Source organism: Paenibacillus rhizosphaerae (assembly GCF_014192015.1).
Taxonomy (GTDB): domain Bacteria; phylum Bacillota; class Bacilli; order Paenibacillales; family Paenibacillaceae; genus Paenibacillus_AQ; species Paenibacillus_AQ rhizosphaerae.
Genome location: NZ_JACHXJ010000002.1, coordinates 1,134,121 through 1,147,477 on the forward strand (window position 1 = coordinate 1,134,121; position 13,357 = coordinate 1,147,477).

At 47.6% G+C, this 13,357-nt stretch carries 16 protein-coding genes; 12 read left to right on the plus strand and 4 right to left on the minus strand.

The window, feature by feature from the left end:
* The first annotated feature begins 201 nt into the window (after window positions 1-201).
* The 5 genes from FHS19_RS13770 to FHS19_RS13790 all read left to right on the plus strand — a co-directional run bounded on the left by FHS19_RS13770 (window position 202) and on the right by FHS19_RS13790 (window position 3,441).
* The gene (locus tag FHS19_RS13770; RefSeq protein WP_183582350.1) at window positions 202-498 is read left to right on the plus strand and encodes a putative quinol monooxygenase; all 297 of its coding nucleotides are present in this window, start codon (window positions 202-204) and stop codon (window positions 496-498) included.
* A 163-nt stretch (window positions 499-661) separates the two neighbouring features.
* The gene (locus FHS19_RS13775) at window positions 662-1,633 is read left to right on the plus strand and encodes a helix-turn-helix transcriptional regulator (protein ID WP_183582351.1); all 972 of its coding nucleotides are present in this window, start codon (window positions 662-664) and stop codon (window positions 1,631-1,633) included.
* Between the two features lie 74 nt (window positions 1,634-1,707).
* A complete protein-coding gene (locus tag FHS19_RS13780; RefSeq protein WP_183582352.1) occupies window positions 1,708-2,124 on the plus strand; it encodes a RidA family protein in 417 nt (138 codons plus the stop codon).
* A 268-nt stretch (window positions 2,125-2,392) separates the two neighbouring features.
* On the plus strand, window positions 2,393-3,124 hold the full coding sequence (locus FHS19_RS13785; protein WP_183582353.1) for an AzlC family ABC transporter permease: 732 nt from the start codon (window positions 2,393-2,395) through the stop codon (window positions 3,122-3,124).
* On the plus strand, window positions 3,115-3,441 hold the full coding sequence (locus FHS19_RS13790; protein WP_183582354.1) for a branched-chain amino acid transport AzlD family protein: 327 nt from the start codon (window positions 3,115-3,117) through the stop codon (window positions 3,439-3,441). Before FHS19_RS13785 ends, FHS19_RS13790 begins: the two co-directional genes overlap by 10 nt.
* Before the next feature lie 98 nt (window positions 3,442-3,539).
* Here the strand turns inward: FHS19_RS13790 and FHS19_RS13795 are convergent, their stop codons facing one another.
* From FHS19_RS13795 to FHS19_RS13805, 3 genes are all read right to left on the minus strand, one after another.
* Entirely contained in the window at window positions 3,540-4,043 is a 504-nt protein-coding gene (locus FHS19_RS13795) for a DinB family protein (protein ID WP_183582355.1), read from the minus strand.
* A gap of 277 nt (window positions 4,044-4,320) precedes the next feature.
* Entirely contained in the window at window positions 4,321-5,109 is a 789-nt protein-coding gene (locus tag FHS19_RS13800) for a CPBP family intramembrane glutamic endopeptidase (protein ID WP_183582356.1), read from the minus strand.
* Complete coding sequence (locus tag FHS19_RS13805; protein WP_183582357.1) at window positions 5,106-5,636, minus strand: PadR family transcriptional regulator; 531 nt, start codon at window positions 5,634-5,636, stop codon at window positions 5,106-5,108. The genes FHS19_RS13800 and FHS19_RS13805 overlap by 4 nt, the downstream gene beginning before the upstream one ends.
* A gap of 263 nt (window positions 5,637-5,899) precedes the next feature.
* Between FHS19_RS13805 and FHS19_RS13810 the strand changes: the two genes are divergently transcribed.
* The 4 genes from FHS19_RS13810 (at window position 5,900) to FHS19_RS13825 (ending at window position 9,249) form a co-directional block, all read left to right on the plus strand.
* A complete protein-coding gene (locus FHS19_RS13810) occupies window positions 5,900-6,811 on the plus strand; it encodes an SDR family oxidoreductase (RefSeq protein WP_183582358.1) in 912 nt (303 codons plus the stop codon).
* Between the two features lie 154 nt (window positions 6,812-6,965).
* A complete protein-coding gene (locus FHS19_RS13815; protein WP_183582359.1) occupies window positions 6,966-7,529 on the plus strand; it encodes a TetR/AcrR family transcriptional regulator in 564 nt (187 codons plus the stop codon).
* A gap of 469 nt (window positions 7,530-7,998) precedes the next feature.
* Window positions 7,999-8,880 carry an oxidoreductase gene (locus tag FHS19_RS13820; protein ID WP_183582360.1) on the plus strand — a complete coding sequence of 294 codons (882 nt, stop codon included), beginning with the start codon at window positions 7,999-8,001 and terminating at the stop codon, window positions 8,878-8,880.
* A 39-nt stretch (window positions 8,881-8,919) separates the two neighbouring features.
* Complete coding sequence (locus FHS19_RS13825; protein WP_183582361.1) at window positions 8,920-9,249, plus strand: antibiotic biosynthesis monooxygenase family protein; 330 nt, start codon at window positions 8,920-8,922, stop codon at window positions 9,247-9,249.
* 69 nt (window positions 9,250-9,318) lie between these two features.
* Here FHS19_RS13825 and FHS19_RS13830 read toward each other — a convergent pair whose 3' ends face one another.
* A complete protein-coding gene (locus tag FHS19_RS13830; protein WP_183582362.1) occupies window positions 9,319-10,194 on the minus strand; it encodes a LysR family transcriptional regulator in 876 nt (291 codons plus the stop codon).
* 173 nt (window positions 10,195-10,367) lie between these two features.
* Between FHS19_RS13830 and FHS19_RS13835 the strand changes: the two genes are divergently transcribed.
* The 3 genes from FHS19_RS13835 to ric all read left to right on the plus strand — a co-directional run bounded on the left by FHS19_RS13835 (window position 10,368) and on the right by ric (window position 12,854).
* Entirely contained in the window at window positions 10,368-11,162 is a 795-nt protein-coding gene (locus FHS19_RS13835) for an SDR family oxidoreductase (RefSeq protein ID WP_183582363.1), read from the plus strand.
* 117 nt (window positions 11,163-11,279) lie between these two features.
* Entirely contained in the window at window positions 11,280-11,933 is a 654-nt protein-coding gene (locus tag FHS19_RS13840; RefSeq protein WP_183582364.1) for a glycosyltransferase, read from the plus strand.
* A gap of 219 nt (window positions 11,934-12,152) precedes the next feature.
* On the plus strand, window positions 12,153-12,854 hold the full coding sequence (ric, locus tag FHS19_RS13845; RefSeq protein ID WP_183582365.1) for an iron-sulfur cluster repair di-iron protein: 702 nt from the start codon (window positions 12,153-12,155) through the stop codon (window positions 12,852-12,854).
* Window positions 12,855-13,357: the final 503 nt, after the last annotated feature.

Genomic DNA, 13,357 nt, shown 5'->3' on the forward strand with positions numbered 1-13,357 from the left:
TTGATCGTACATACTGCTCCCTTTATTCGAGCTAGGGTGCAGCGGTTCGAGTAGAAGAAAAAAACTTGGAAGTTCAGAAGAATAAAAAATATTTACGATGAGGAAATGGTAAATTTAAAGGATATGCTTACCCGATTGCAGCAATAATATAAGCCTATCCTGAATACGCACTATAAAACATCAAGGAAGGAAGTACACATCATGATCATCGTCCATGCCAAACTTGACATCTTGCCGGAGCAAGAGGAACGCTTTTTGAAGGAAGCCGATAGCCTGCTTGTTGCTACCAGAGCGGAAGAGGGTAATATCAGCTATGAATTGTTCAAATTCGTGGAGCAAGAGCACTATTATACAATGGTGGAGATTTGGAAGGATTTTGGAGCCGTTCAGGTGCACAACAGCAGCGACCATTTCCAGGCATTCGTACAGACGGCCAAAACTCTGCTGGCTTCTCCAATGGAGTTGAAAGTTTTTCAGGGCGAGCCTGTGCAGGCTTAACGAAAGCGAAGTGAATCAATCCCTAATCTCCAATGTGGAGGTTGGGGATTTTTTGTTATCTGTTAAAATTTCATTCAGTGAAGTCCCTTATAAAGAGACTTCCTCCGCACTCATTTCAACGGTATACTTTTTGAAGAATACGGTTTGGAAGGAGTACCTCATCTTGGCAAAATGGGATAACATGCTGTCCATCCTTTGGATGCTTAAATCCAGAAAAAAGCTGACCGCCGCGCAAATAGCGGATCAATTGGAGATCAGCGTTCGGACGGTCTACCGCTATATCGATGCATTAAGCGCCAGCGGCGTTCCGATCGTTGCAGATTCAGGGCATGACGGAGGGTTCTATATACTGAAAACCTTCAGGGAAACGCCTTTATTTTTTCGGGCAGTAGAACTGAAGGCGATCATTGACGCATCGAAGTTCGCGAAGGGGGTCGGGTATCCGTATACGGATGAACTCGAGAATGCGCTGGACAAAATCGAACACAGTTTGAATGAAGAACAGATGCTGGATCTGCAGCGACTAACGAGCGGCTTTAGTGTAATCTCTTCCGCGTCCCATCCGGGCATCGTTTCTATGCTCCGGCAATTGGAACAGGCCATTCTGGACGGACAGACGCTTCATATCTCTTACCGTAAAGAAAACTCTCATATGGCAAAAGAGCGGAATATCGATCCCTATGGATTGACCTTACGCAGAAACGAATGGTATCTCATCGCATACTGCCACCAATCTTCGGAAATACGTACTTTCCGTGTGGACCGGATCGAGAACGTATTCCGGACCGAAGCCTTTTTTACCACGCCGGAAAATTTCTCCACAGAGGACTATTTCCGCGAACAATCGCACAAGGAACGGGAAGCGGAAGGACCGATGGTGTTGATCCGTATTGAAGGAGATACGAAGAGCCTGGATGCGATATGCAGCCATTGGCACATGCATCACTATTTGACGGAACGTACCTATGCCGAAGCGCGGTTCCTCATCGATGTCCCAACGATGAACAAACATCTTCCGAGATATCTGCTTACCTTTGGAACGAGTATCCGGGTGCTGGAGCCAATCTTGTTGAAAGATCAAATCAAAGCAATGGCCGGTCAAGTTGCCGAACTGTATGCGGATGATGGAAATTGAGCTTCACTGACGGGAACTGTCAGTGAAGATGCCTATAATGAATGTAAAACACGAATCTTGAAGGAGGAAGATGAATGTCTACATTCAGAATGGATCATAAAAACCCAGAGGGGATGTTTCAATCCAAAGCATTCAGTCAAGCGATTACCGTAAGCGGTAAGGCAAAAACGATTTATATCGGTGGGCAAAATGCCGTTAATTCGACAGGCGAACTTGTTGGACCCGGTGATTTGGAAGTGCAGACCAAGCAGGCGCTGCATAATATCGCAACGATTCTAGCATCTGAAAATGCAAGTTTCGCCAATTTGGTTAAACTTAATATTTATTTAGTCAGCGGCAGCGATCCCCGAATTGGCTACAAAGCTTTTCTGGAGGTAGCGGGTGAATTAGAACATCCTCCTCTGGTCACGGTTCTATTTGTTTCGGAATTTGCCCGCCCATCGGTTCTCCTTGAAATTGACGGTATTGCAGTCATTGAGGATAATGATTAAGCAGCTATTGATTCAAGCCACCGGCTCCATGTCGTACTATGTACGAATGGGCCGGTTTTTTTTATTTGCTTGGGCTGCTGGGTCTGAATTTATTTTGATTCCAACTAAGTTTTGTACAGCGCACCAGAGGTTTTGTATGATATAATGTACAAAAAGTATAGTATAACGCACGAAAAGAACGGGCTGTAATCCACGTGTAGAGACGCATCGTTATTTTATTTTCGGGCTCCACAACGAACACCACAGAAAAGAATAGAGGATAAAAGACGTGTCTGAGAATGTTCAACTCAATCAACAAGAAATCGAAGTGAAAGAAGACAGCTTGCTGCAGGGGATCAGAGACTGCATACCCACACTGCTGGGCTACTTAAGCATTGGATTCGCCGCAGGCGTCGTAGGTAAAACCTCCGGTCTATCCGTACTCGAAATCACCTTGATGTCCACCTTGATCTATGCCGGTTCGGCTCAATTTATAATGGCGGGCCTGATTGCGGCACATGGATCGGCGGCAGCCATCATCCTTACGGTATTTATCGTGAATTTGCGCCATTTGCTGCTGAGCGCAGCCATGTCGCCTTATTTCCGCCACCTGTCCGCATGCAAGACGATGTTCGTCGGTGCGCTGCTTACGGATGAAACCTTCGGGGTCGCCATGAACAAGGCGATGAATCGCAGCTCTCTCAGCGAAAAGTGGATGCATGGCCTCAATATTACCGCATATTTGAATTGGATCATCGCCACTATAGCGGGTGCGTTTTTCGGGAAGTGGATTACCGATCCTGAGAAATACGGCCTCGATTTTGCGCTGACCGCCATGTTTATCGGGCTGCTCGTCCTCCAGATGATCAGCAGAAAAATCATCCGGAGAGATCTCATCGTAGCCGTCTGTGCGGTCCTGATCGTGCTCGGAGCAGGCTCCTTTGTTTCCGGGAGCGTGGCGGTCATTGCTGCAACAATTGTGGCAGCTGCCATTGGAATGGTGGTGGAAAAATGGAAATAAGATGGGACATCCTGCTGGCAATCATGGGGGCATCCGTTGTCACGCTTCTTCCGCGCGTTCTTCCGCTCGTGTTACTGAGCCGTATGCAATTGCCCGAGTGGACCATGCACTGGCTCAATTACGTACCTGTTGCCGTTATGGCGGCATTAATCGCGCAGGAGCTGTTCACGACGGACGGAAAGGTCCATATTTTACAGCACTACATTGAAATTTTGGCCGCCATCCCTACCTTTACGACGGCGATCCTGACGCGAAGTTTACTAGGAACGGTTGTAGTAGGCATTCTATCCTTAATGGTACTCCGGTTTGTGCTGTAAGCGGATGACGCGGAATTGAAAATGGTGGAAAACGTTCGTTTAGAAAAGTCGCAGAGTACCGGCGGTTATGCCGATGCTCTGCGACTTTTCTGTGTGTCTTAGTTCATTTGTTTTCCCTCGTCAGCCGAGGGACCATAGAGGCCCGGCACCGGAACGTCGAGAAGCCTCAAATAAACTCCGAGCTGCGCCCGATGGTGTACCATGTGGCTTAGTCCGAAGGTGCGGAGCGCGATGGCCCGCGGTTGGCGCAGGATGATATGGTCACCGTTTCGCAAGGTCCATTCCTCGCCAAGCATTTTCTCGTCGCATTCGGCTAACAGCTTTTCCAGCTTAACGATGTTGGCGTCGAATTCGTTCAGGATGTCTTCGCGACTTGCCAACGGTTCCCGCCGAACCGGCACGGTCGAAAGATCGAGTTCCGGGTAAATAAAAATCGCGACTTGCCAGTTCAGCAGGTTGATCAGATGCGTGGCCAGTCCGCCGAGGGCCATCGATTTCACATGCGGCTTCCACGACATACGCTCGTCGGGCAATCGCTCCAGGACGCGCCGCGTTGTGGTCAGTTCCTGCAAGGCGTCCCCGACGATTAGTTGTTTCATCATAATTTCACACCCCTCCCTTATAAGGCAAGCATACAATAAACCCGATCGAGTGGAAAGGTTTGTCTCTATCGTTCAGTATCGGATGACGGTGGAAACGTGCAAGAAGATAAAAACTATACAACGTTAGCCAAAAAGGACAAAAAGCTGCCGGAAACTTCCCTGACAAGAAAGCTGTCAGGGAAGTTGTTGTAATCTCGATATAACGAATTACAAAGGGGTGCTATGGAATGAGACAAATCCATCAAAACTTGACTTGAGCGATGTATAGTTTCGAAGATTAATAGGTATGCTCAGGTTGATCGGAGGCGTGCTGCAGTAAAGAAGGCTTTTTCCTCAAATCTGGGATCAACCAGATGCACTGTGCGAGCAAAATCAAGATGACGACGTAATCCCATGCGGAAGTGCCGCGACCTTCATTCCCCAGAAACTGCATCAGATTATGTATGAAATGAAACAGGATTAATGGGATGATGTTTCCGTTCTTGACCATCAGTAGAGCCAGAGCGGCACCTGTTAGGAGGGCATATGCAAGCTGCATGATTGTATCGGCGGCGCTCTGTCCGGAGAGCATATTCAGCACATGGGTGACCGAGAATAGGATGCTGGAGGTGATGACGGCAGCCATAATGCCCTTGCTTCTGAGGAGAATTTGCAGGATGAGTCCGCGATATATCGTCTCTTCGACAAAAGCAACCAGCAGCGTAAAGAAGAGGAAGAACAGCAGATCCTGAAGCGTAAAAGCCTTGAAGCCGTTAAAGGCGACCACGATAAGCACGGCAAGTTGGGGAAGGTAGTAGATCCAGCTGCGTTTTGTAATAGTGAGTAGAGAGCGGAAGCCATAGTGGCGCCACTTTCTCTTTATAGTGATATAAATGATGAGCACGATCGAGATCGGGATGAATGAGAGCAGAACGGGTGTCGTGTAGCTTAACTCATTAAGGGTGGCGTATGCCCCGGCTATGAAGACTGCGATCAGAAGCAGTAGCTCGATAAGAATCACACTGATAACAGGACGTTTTTGCGAAAACGAGGTTCGTTCATGGCTTGATTTGGTTGATGCTGTCATGGCAGTTCAGCTCCCTTTTTAATGTTATCTACGAATTGTTTCTCCATATTAAAAAAAAGCATTCCGTACGAGAGGGCAGACACGCGGTAATAGTAGTTTTGAGGATTCGGAATTTCAGCCAGTTCGCCGGCTACAATCTGCTCAACAGCCTGAAGGCGGCCAATCTCCCGATTCAATTTAAATTCATATTCCTCCAAAAGGGCAGTCCGGGTGTCTTCATTCAGATAATCAAAGAAAAAGATTTTTAGCAGAAACTCATTGCGGCTCATCTCCAGTGGTCCAGCCAGCCAAACCATAAAATTCTCATTGCCCTCCGGCATCAGGGAATATATTTTCTTCTTCTTACTGTTTCCGGGTTCTTCGGTCATGGATACCCACTGTTTCTCCGTCAGCCGCTTGAGAGCGGGATAGAGGCTCCCGTAGCTGGCTTTATAAAAAATGCCGACGGAATGATCGATCGTTTTCTTCATGTCATAGCCGCTCATGTCTCCTTCCATCAGCAGCCCTAAGATGATGTATTCAAGCAACGCGCTCACCCCATTAATGTATCGATTTGATATATCTATTTGATACAAATCATACGAGTTCAGTGAGGGGAAGTCAATACATATTCAAGAAATTTTTGGAAAATGAAAAAGGGATAAGCAATTAGGGAAGCGTTGTAAGATAAGCAGCGAGCAGAAACAAACAAATCCATCTATAGGATGACTCTAGTGCAAAAAATACGACGAATTTTGACGTATTTAGAACCTATCATGGATAGTAGATCAACGAAAGGAGATATCAAAACATGAAACCTTTACATGGAAAAGTGGCTTTGGTCGCTGGAGCAACGCGAGGCGCCGGCAGAGGCATAGCTGTCGAATTAGGAGCAGCGGGGGCCACCGTATACGTCACAGGAAGAACGACGCGCCAACAACGGTCCGAATATAACCGTCCTGAAACGATTGAGGAAACAGCAGAACTGGTCCGTGCCGCGGGAGGACAAGGAATAGCAGTTCAAGTCGATCATCTCCAACCTGGACAGGTCCAGTCTCTCATTGCCCGTATTGAGAAAGATAAGGGGAGATTGGACATCCTTGTTAATGATGTATGGGGAGCTGAAAATTTGGCAGACTGGAATGTGCCTGTATGGGATCACTCTCTCGAACGTGGATTTCGCATGCTTCGCCTTGGCATAGACACGCATTTGATTACAAGCCACTTTGCCCTGCCGTTGTTGATCAGAAATAAGAACGGTCTGGTGATCGAAATGACGGACGGTACCGCCGAGTACAATCAAAAAAATTACCGCATATCGATGTTCTATGATTTGGTCAAGACATCTGTCATTCGTATGGCACAGTCTCTTGCGCATGAACTCGCACCTTATCAGTGTACCGCGGTGGCCATGACGCCGGGATGGATGCGTTCTGAAATCATGCTGGATCATTTCGGTGTGAAGGAAGAAAACTGGCGTGATGCCACCGAAAAGGAACCCCATTTCATCATATCGGAATCTCCGCGTTATGTAGGCCGTGCGGCTGCAGCATTAGCCGGAGATCCGGAAGCTGCCCGATGGAACGGTAAATCCTTGTCAAGCGGTCAGCTCGCAAAGGTTTACGGTTTCACTGATCTTGACGGGTCGCAGCCAGACTGCTGGCGGTATCTTGTAGAAATCCAGGAGGCGGGCAAACCCGCAGATGCCTCTGGATATCGTTAGTCGCTGCAGGTTTGATGCCTAAAGCACACGCTTAAAGTGCCGCATCATTGCGGCACTTTGTGCATTTCATGATATACGATCATGATTGAGGTGGAAACGTAAACTTGACATCCCCCACAAGCCCATACTAATGTTATTTCAAGAGGTGGAATACATGAGCAAGAAGCAGGACATTATGGCGGCCACACTGGATTTGATCCATGAAGAGGGGCTCCAGTCGGTGACCTTTTCTAAAATTTTTAAGAAAGCCAATGTAGGTTCCGGCACGGTATATAACTATTTTGCCAATAAAGAAGAATTGGTGAATGCGGTTTACAAAGAAGCGCGAACACATATGGGGGAGTACCTCCTACAGGGTTATAACCCGGAAGCGAGCCTTTATGAGCGATTTAAATGCCTGCAGTTGAACAGGTTGAAGTTTGGCATCGATTCACCCAAAGAGTTTTTGTTTATCGACAGCTTTTCCTTTTCCCCGTATATTTCACCGGAGCTGCGGAACATGGGAGATGCCCTCCATTCGAGCGACGTGGTCACTTCCTTGATTGTCGAGGGCCAGAAGCAGGGGATCATCAAAGAAATGGACCCCCATCTATGCCATCAGCTCATCCATGGGATCATTTCTTCCATCCTGAAAGGGTACTATATTCAAAAATATCCGTTAGACGAGGTCCAAGTTCAGCAAGTGCTGGAAGCCTCTTGGAAAGCTATACTTGTGTAGAAACAGCCTTTTGGACACCTTGGGTCCTTTTAAAGGCTTTTTTTTGTTGTCCCGGTTCCTCTACCCGATGAATATTTTTTATATCAAAATTTAGCTCCTCAGCTCCCCTCATCTGGTAATCCCTGAAAATCAGAATATAAATTCCAATATATAAACCTCTGACAGTTAAGATGTATATACTTATGGAATATTTATTCTAATTTATTTGAATTCTATGGATGATTAAAATTTCTATTATGGATGGGGGATTTATAAAGTATAGAGAGGTTTGTTGATTATTACTGCTTAATATTCTACTTTTAGGCCTATTTACGGAACAGTCTCAGTCATCTAACTTCCGGATTGTTAATAAAGTCAAATCAGTCAAAATGGAATATACATTCCAAAAACTCTTGACTTAGCGTAATGACGGAGTTATATTTACTTTGGAACAAATATTCCAAACCAATGTTGAGGAGGCATTTTTAATATGAGTAAAGTTTGGCTGATAACAGGTAGTTCCCGGGGATTTGGACGCAGTCTTGCAGAAGCGGTTCTGGCAAAAGGAGATCAGCTGGTTGCAACGGCCCGCAATACAGAACAAATCGCCGATCTTGCGTCACGCTATGGCAGCCAAGTGCATATCGTTCAGCTGGATGTAACCCGGTTCGAGCAGGCTGAGGCTGCGGTGCAAGCCGCCTTTGAGACGTTCGGGCGTCTGGATGTTCTTGTCAATAATGCGGGTTACGGCAATATCTCTTCCATTGAACAAACTCCGATGGAAGACTTCCGCGCTCAATTGGAAACGAATCTTTGGGGTGTCATTAACGTAACCAAAGCAGCGCTGCCGCACCTGAGAGAGCAGGGTCATGGACATATTGTCCAGTTCTCCTCGATCGGCGGCCGCATCGGCGCGCCCGGTTTAGGACCGTACCAAACGGCAAAATGGGCGGTAGAGGGCTTCTCTGAGGTCCTTTCCAAAGAAGTTGGACCGCTTGGGTTAAAGGTTACGCTCATCGAGCCGGGCGGTTTTCGTACCGATTGGGCAGGTTCCTCAATGAAGCATATTGAGCCTCTCGACGATTATATGGACACGGTCGGCAATCATTTGAAGCATGCTCGCGAGACTACCGGCAAGGAGAATGGTGATCCGGATAAAGCTGCGCAAGCGATTATTTCCATTGTGCATGAGGATAACCCGCCGCTCCGCTTACTGCTCGGAAGCGATGCCGTTGCAATCGCGAACGCGGTGGATAAGGGGAAATTGGAAGAGACTAAGCGTTGGGAGAAACTTAGCGTGTCCACGGACTATCAGGCACAAGAATTGGATCCGGAAGTTTCGCGTATGATTCAAGAGCTTCCGGAGTCATGATATTAGCAGATCCACTTATAACAACAAGGAGTTGACATCATGACTCAAATGTCAATGAGTAACGAGGTTCTGACACTGATTAATGTATTTACCGTTGATCCGGCAAACCAGGAACGGCTGATCGAACTGCTGACCGACGCAACGAATGTTTCCGTCCGGTACGCCCCGGGATTTATAACATGTATTCTCCATCGAGGTACGGATGGAACGAAGGTAACGATGTATTCCCAATGGAGAAGCGCAGAGGATTATCAAGATATGCGGAATGACCCTAGGCCACTTCCGTATTTGCAGGAAGCTTTGAAGATCGCGAAGTTTGAGCCGGGGATGTATGAAATCGTCAAAGCATTTGAAGCGGCGAGCGAATAAGAGAGGATCGGAAAGATACCGTGTGTAAATCGCGGTATCTTTTTTTTTGGATCCAGTTAAGGCCGTCCTTCACTTGGATGCCGTATCAATATACTCAATAAACCTCTTGGCCGCGGGCGATAAGTACCGGTCTTTTCTCCATTTTAGCCCGACTTCCCATTCCCAGCCTTCCTCCTTTATGGGGATCCATACCAGCCCGTCTAACATCAGTCCTAATGTTTGCGGAAGCACCGACACGCCCAGACCCGCCTTAATAAATCCGGCGACGGTAATCAAATCTTCGGCGTCATATGTGGAGGCCAGTTCAAAATTCGTATGCTGAAATCGGGAGGTGATGGTCGCTTTAAGACCACAATTTCGTTTGAGTCCCACAAAAGGCTCACCGGATAATTCAAACAAGCTTAAGCTGGAACGGCTTGCCAAAGGATGTTTTGCGGAGACAACGATGAACAGCGGTAATTTTCGAATCACCATCCACTCATGCTTGTCGAGCGTCGTTTCCCTCGAAGTAATCATGATGTCGGCCGCACCCTTATCCAAATATTCTTCGATGTCTCCATGATCGCCTTGGTACAGTTCAAAACGGACCCGGGGATGACGAACCTGGTAATCCCGAACCAAAGAAGGAATCAAATCCACACCCAAAATATTCAAATAGGAGATATGAATGATACCGGTTTCGGGGTTAGACCACTCCTCAATTTCCTGTATGCCGTTTTGGATGTTGTTCAAGGCTGATTCAACCCATCTGCCGAACATTTTTCCATAGCGGTTTAATTCAACATTGCGGCCATTTCGCTCGAAAAGGGGAACTCCCAATTCGGTTTCCAGCTTGGAAATCGCGTGGCTTAACGCCGGTTGCGTAATGTTTAATGCCTTCGAAGCCATCGTCATATGCTGCAGCCGGGCAACGGTTAAAAAGTATTCGAGTTGTGTAAGCTCCATGCGGGCACCCCTACCTTATATAAATTATATTCATAAATTTAATGAAAACTATAAATTAGACGCTAGGGTCCGTCAAGCTTACAATAAGGTTGTTCACATGGGAACGTTCTTTGTAACAAGCGGCGTTCTTGATTTCTAACGAACTACATTATTCATGCTCAGGAGGAAACATAATGGCTGTAACTTACGCAAACCCAATGACAGAATATCAAGGCAAAAAGGTGCTGGTAACCGGCGGTACAAAAGGGATGGGGGAAGCTATCGCAAAAAGATTTGCATCGGCCGGCGCAGCGGTGATGACAACGGCGCGATCCGTACCGGTGGACCTGGCTGATCCGGAACTGTTCGTGGAAGCCGATTTATCCTCAAATGAAGGAACGATGAAGGTCATCGAAGCCGTAAAAAAGCGGTTTGGTACGATCGATATCGTCGTCAATAACGTTGGGGGGAGCAGCACACCTCCGGGAGGTTTTCTTGCGGCAAGTGACGAGCATTGGCTCGAAGCTTTAAACTTGAACCTTCTAGCTGCTGTACGCCTGGACCGGGGACTGCTCCCGTTGATGCTCGAACAAAGGAAGGGGGTCATCATCCATATCTCATCCATCCAGCGGGTATTGCCCCTGGTTGAATCTACGATTCCTTACGCAGCTGCCAAGGCCGCGTTAAGCAATTACAGCAAGAGCCTTTCCAAACAATGTTCTCCACAAGGCATCCGTGTAAACCGTGTTGCTCCCGGCTTTATTCAAACGGCTGCAGCAGACGCAATGATGGAGAATATCGCACAGGTAACAGGCAGCTTCGAAAGTGCGCTCCAATCGGTCATGGATGCCTTGGGAGGAATTCCCCTTGGGCGACCAGGACTGCCGGAAGAGGTTGGCGAACTTGTCGCTTTTCTGGCGTCAGAACGTGCCGCCTCAATTACGGGCGCTGAATATGTCATTGACGGAGGAACCGTCCCTACTGTCTAGTTTGAAGGAAGAAATGAAGTAATTAGAAATGAGCTGCTCCTCTGTATAAAATCAGGTATTTTTTATCCATATTAAGACAGCCTGACGTATTCCAAACGTATATAGGAGCAGATGAAAGTGAAAAACAAACGGCTTAAGGCTTTGCTTATAACGTTGATGCTTATATTCAGCATGATTCAGATCGCAGCACCTGCGCAAGCCATGGTGGACGGGAAGAAGAATACGATTTGTATTAGCCCCAAAATGGTGCAGCTGAAAACCGATATGCAAAAAGTGTGGATCGACCATACCATCTGGACAAGAAGTTATATTGTCAGCGCCATTTCGAACCGTCCGGATCAGCAGGACGTATTGGACCGGCTCCTGCGGAACCAGCAGGACATCGGCAATGTGATCAAACCTTATTACGGGGAAGCCGCCGGCAATAAGCTGGCTGAGATTCTGAGAGAACATATTCTGATTGCAGGGAAAATTGTAGCGGCGGCCATAGCAGGTAATCAGGCGGATGTGCAAAAGTTAGAGGCGGATTGGCATCGAAACGCCGACGATATCGCCAAATTTTTAAGCTCAGCGAATCCGAATTGGCAGTTTAAAGTGCTGCAAGATATGTTGTATACGCACCTTCAGTTGATCACGGAAATTGTCCTTAATTGTCTCAAGGGAGACTGGAAAGCGGATATCGCGGCAACCGACAAAAACGAGATCCATATGATTCGTTTAGCGGATATCCTGACAGAAGGCATTGTCAAACAGTTTTCAAATAAATTTTGAACAAACGCGTTAGACAACGCGAAGCAGATTAGCTTTTCATCCCTCCCGAAGGAGAAGAGGGGTGAAAAGCTTTTTTTCTACCGTGAATGTTTTCACATTTCGTTTGCTTTTGGTATGACTGGAATCACATGGTTGGATTCGCAAATTCCTTATACTGGGTTTGTAAATGGAGATCTGCTTCAAGCTATGGGAATGAATCCACTACAGGAGGTCCTTTCAATGAGTCAATTAACCCTTCAAACGCACGTTGCCGACATCGTCACGGCCGTACCGCAGTCGGCTGATCTGTTCCGCGCATTACGCATCGATTTTTGCTGCGGAGGCAGGATTCCGCTGGAGGAAGCGGCAGCCAAACGGAAGCTTGATTCAAGTACGGTTTTGGATCAGATACGGAATCTGGAAACGAAAATGGCGGAGTATCAGGACAGCCGGCCTGGAGATCTGGCGGAACCGGAGCTGATCGAATACATTCAGAACAAGCATCACGCTTTTTTGCGCGAAGAACTTCCCGCGTTAACGCCATACGTCACAAAGCTGGCCCGCGTCCATGGAGAACGTCATCCGGAGCTGCTGCGGGTGCAGCAATTATTCACGGATTTGAAAAGTGAACTGCAGGAGCATACGGAGGACGAGGATCACAACGTATTCCCGCAGATCCTGAAATTCATGGCGAATCCGAATTCGCAGAATTCAGAGGAACTTCGGCCGCAGCTGTCCGGGCTGGAGCAGGAACATGTGCAGGCTGGAAATCTGTTGAAAGAGCTGCGGGAAGTGACCAGCGATTTCGCCCTCCCGGCAGATGCCTGCGGCACGTATAGGCTCGTCTACCAGCGGCTTGGACTGCTGGAAAAGGACACCTTCGAGCACATCCACTTGGAAAATAACGTGCTGTTCGAGCGGATTCGCGAGCGGTGCAGCTAGGATAACGGTGGTTTCGAGGCCCCTTTCTTCACGAGGTGAAGAGGGGGCTTTTTCGTGTAGGGAGGAAAGGGAGTATTGCGGAAATTCGTATGAAAGACCGGGACTCAAGCTTTCTCAGAATAACGGAAATAAGGGTAGGGCAGAAGACTCATGGTTGAGGGGGATCGAAGGCGGAAAACAACAGGCAGACGCTCGATTAAAGAACTGCACGAAGTAGCCGTAGATGGGTCTGAATGGCGTGGAAAGGTTTTCGCTTTCGTAACTGTATCACCAAAAAGGGAATGGATTCGGGGTGGAAAGTTGACGTGCCGCCTTTGAATCCGTGTTCCTACATCCTTATCTAATCCAGGGAACACGGATTCAACAGCGGCTGGAACCCGGAATCCATCCCCACCCCATGTGCAATAGTAGAAGGTACCTCCTGAGTTTTTAATAGCCTTAGTTCTCCGCAAAAAGCAAGTTCCAGCCCCCCTCCACCCACCAACCAAGGGATTTTTCGCCAC

Bases quoted from the DNA above. Each gene is read 5' to 3' on its own strand.
- FHS19_RS13825 (WP_183582361.1), top strand. From the start codon at position 8,920: ATGACTCAAATGTCAATGAGTAACGAGGTTCTGACACTGATTAATGTA.
- FHS19_RS13790 (WP_183582354.1), top strand. From the start codon at position 3,115: ATGGAAATAAGATGGGACATCCTGCTGGCAATCATGGGGGCATCCGTT.
- FHS19_RS13830 (WP_183582362.1), bottom strand. From the start codon at position 10,194: ATGGAGCTTACACAACTCGAATACTTTTTAACCGTTGCCCGGCTGCAG.
- ric (WP_183582365.1), top strand. From the start codon at position 12,153: ATGAGTCAATTAACCCTTCAAACGCACGTTGCCGACATCGTCACGGCC.
- FHS19_RS13780 (WP_183582352.1), top strand. From the start codon at position 1,708: ATGTCTACATTCAGAATGGATCATAAAAACCCAGAGGGGATGTTTCAA.
- FHS19_RS13800 (WP_183582356.1), bottom strand. From the start codon at position 5,109: ATGACAGCATCAACCAAATCAAGCCATGAACGAACCTCGTTTTCGCAA.
- FHS19_RS13810 (WP_183582358.1), top strand. From the start codon at position 5,900: ATGAAACCTTTACATGGAAAAGTGGCTTTGGTCGCTGGAGCAACGCGA.
- FHS19_RS13835 (WP_183582363.1), top strand. From the start codon at position 10,368: ATGGCTGTAACTTACGCAAACCCAATGACAGAATATCAAGGCAAAAAG.
- FHS19_RS13770 (WP_183582350.1), top strand. From the start codon at position 202: ATGATCATCGTCCATGCCAAACTTGACATCTTGCCGGAGCAAGAGGAA.
- FHS19_RS13820 (WP_183582360.1), top strand. From the start codon at position 7,999: ATGAGTAAAGTTTGGCTGATAACAGGTAGTTCCCGGGGATTTGGACGC.
- FHS19_RS13815 (WP_183582359.1), top strand. From the start codon at position 6,966: ATGAGCAAGAAGCAGGACATTATGGCGGCCACACTGGATTTGATCCAT.
- FHS19_RS13795 (WP_183582355.1), bottom strand. From the start codon at position 4,043: ATGATGAAACAACTAATCGTCGGGGACGCCTTGCAGGAACTGACCACA.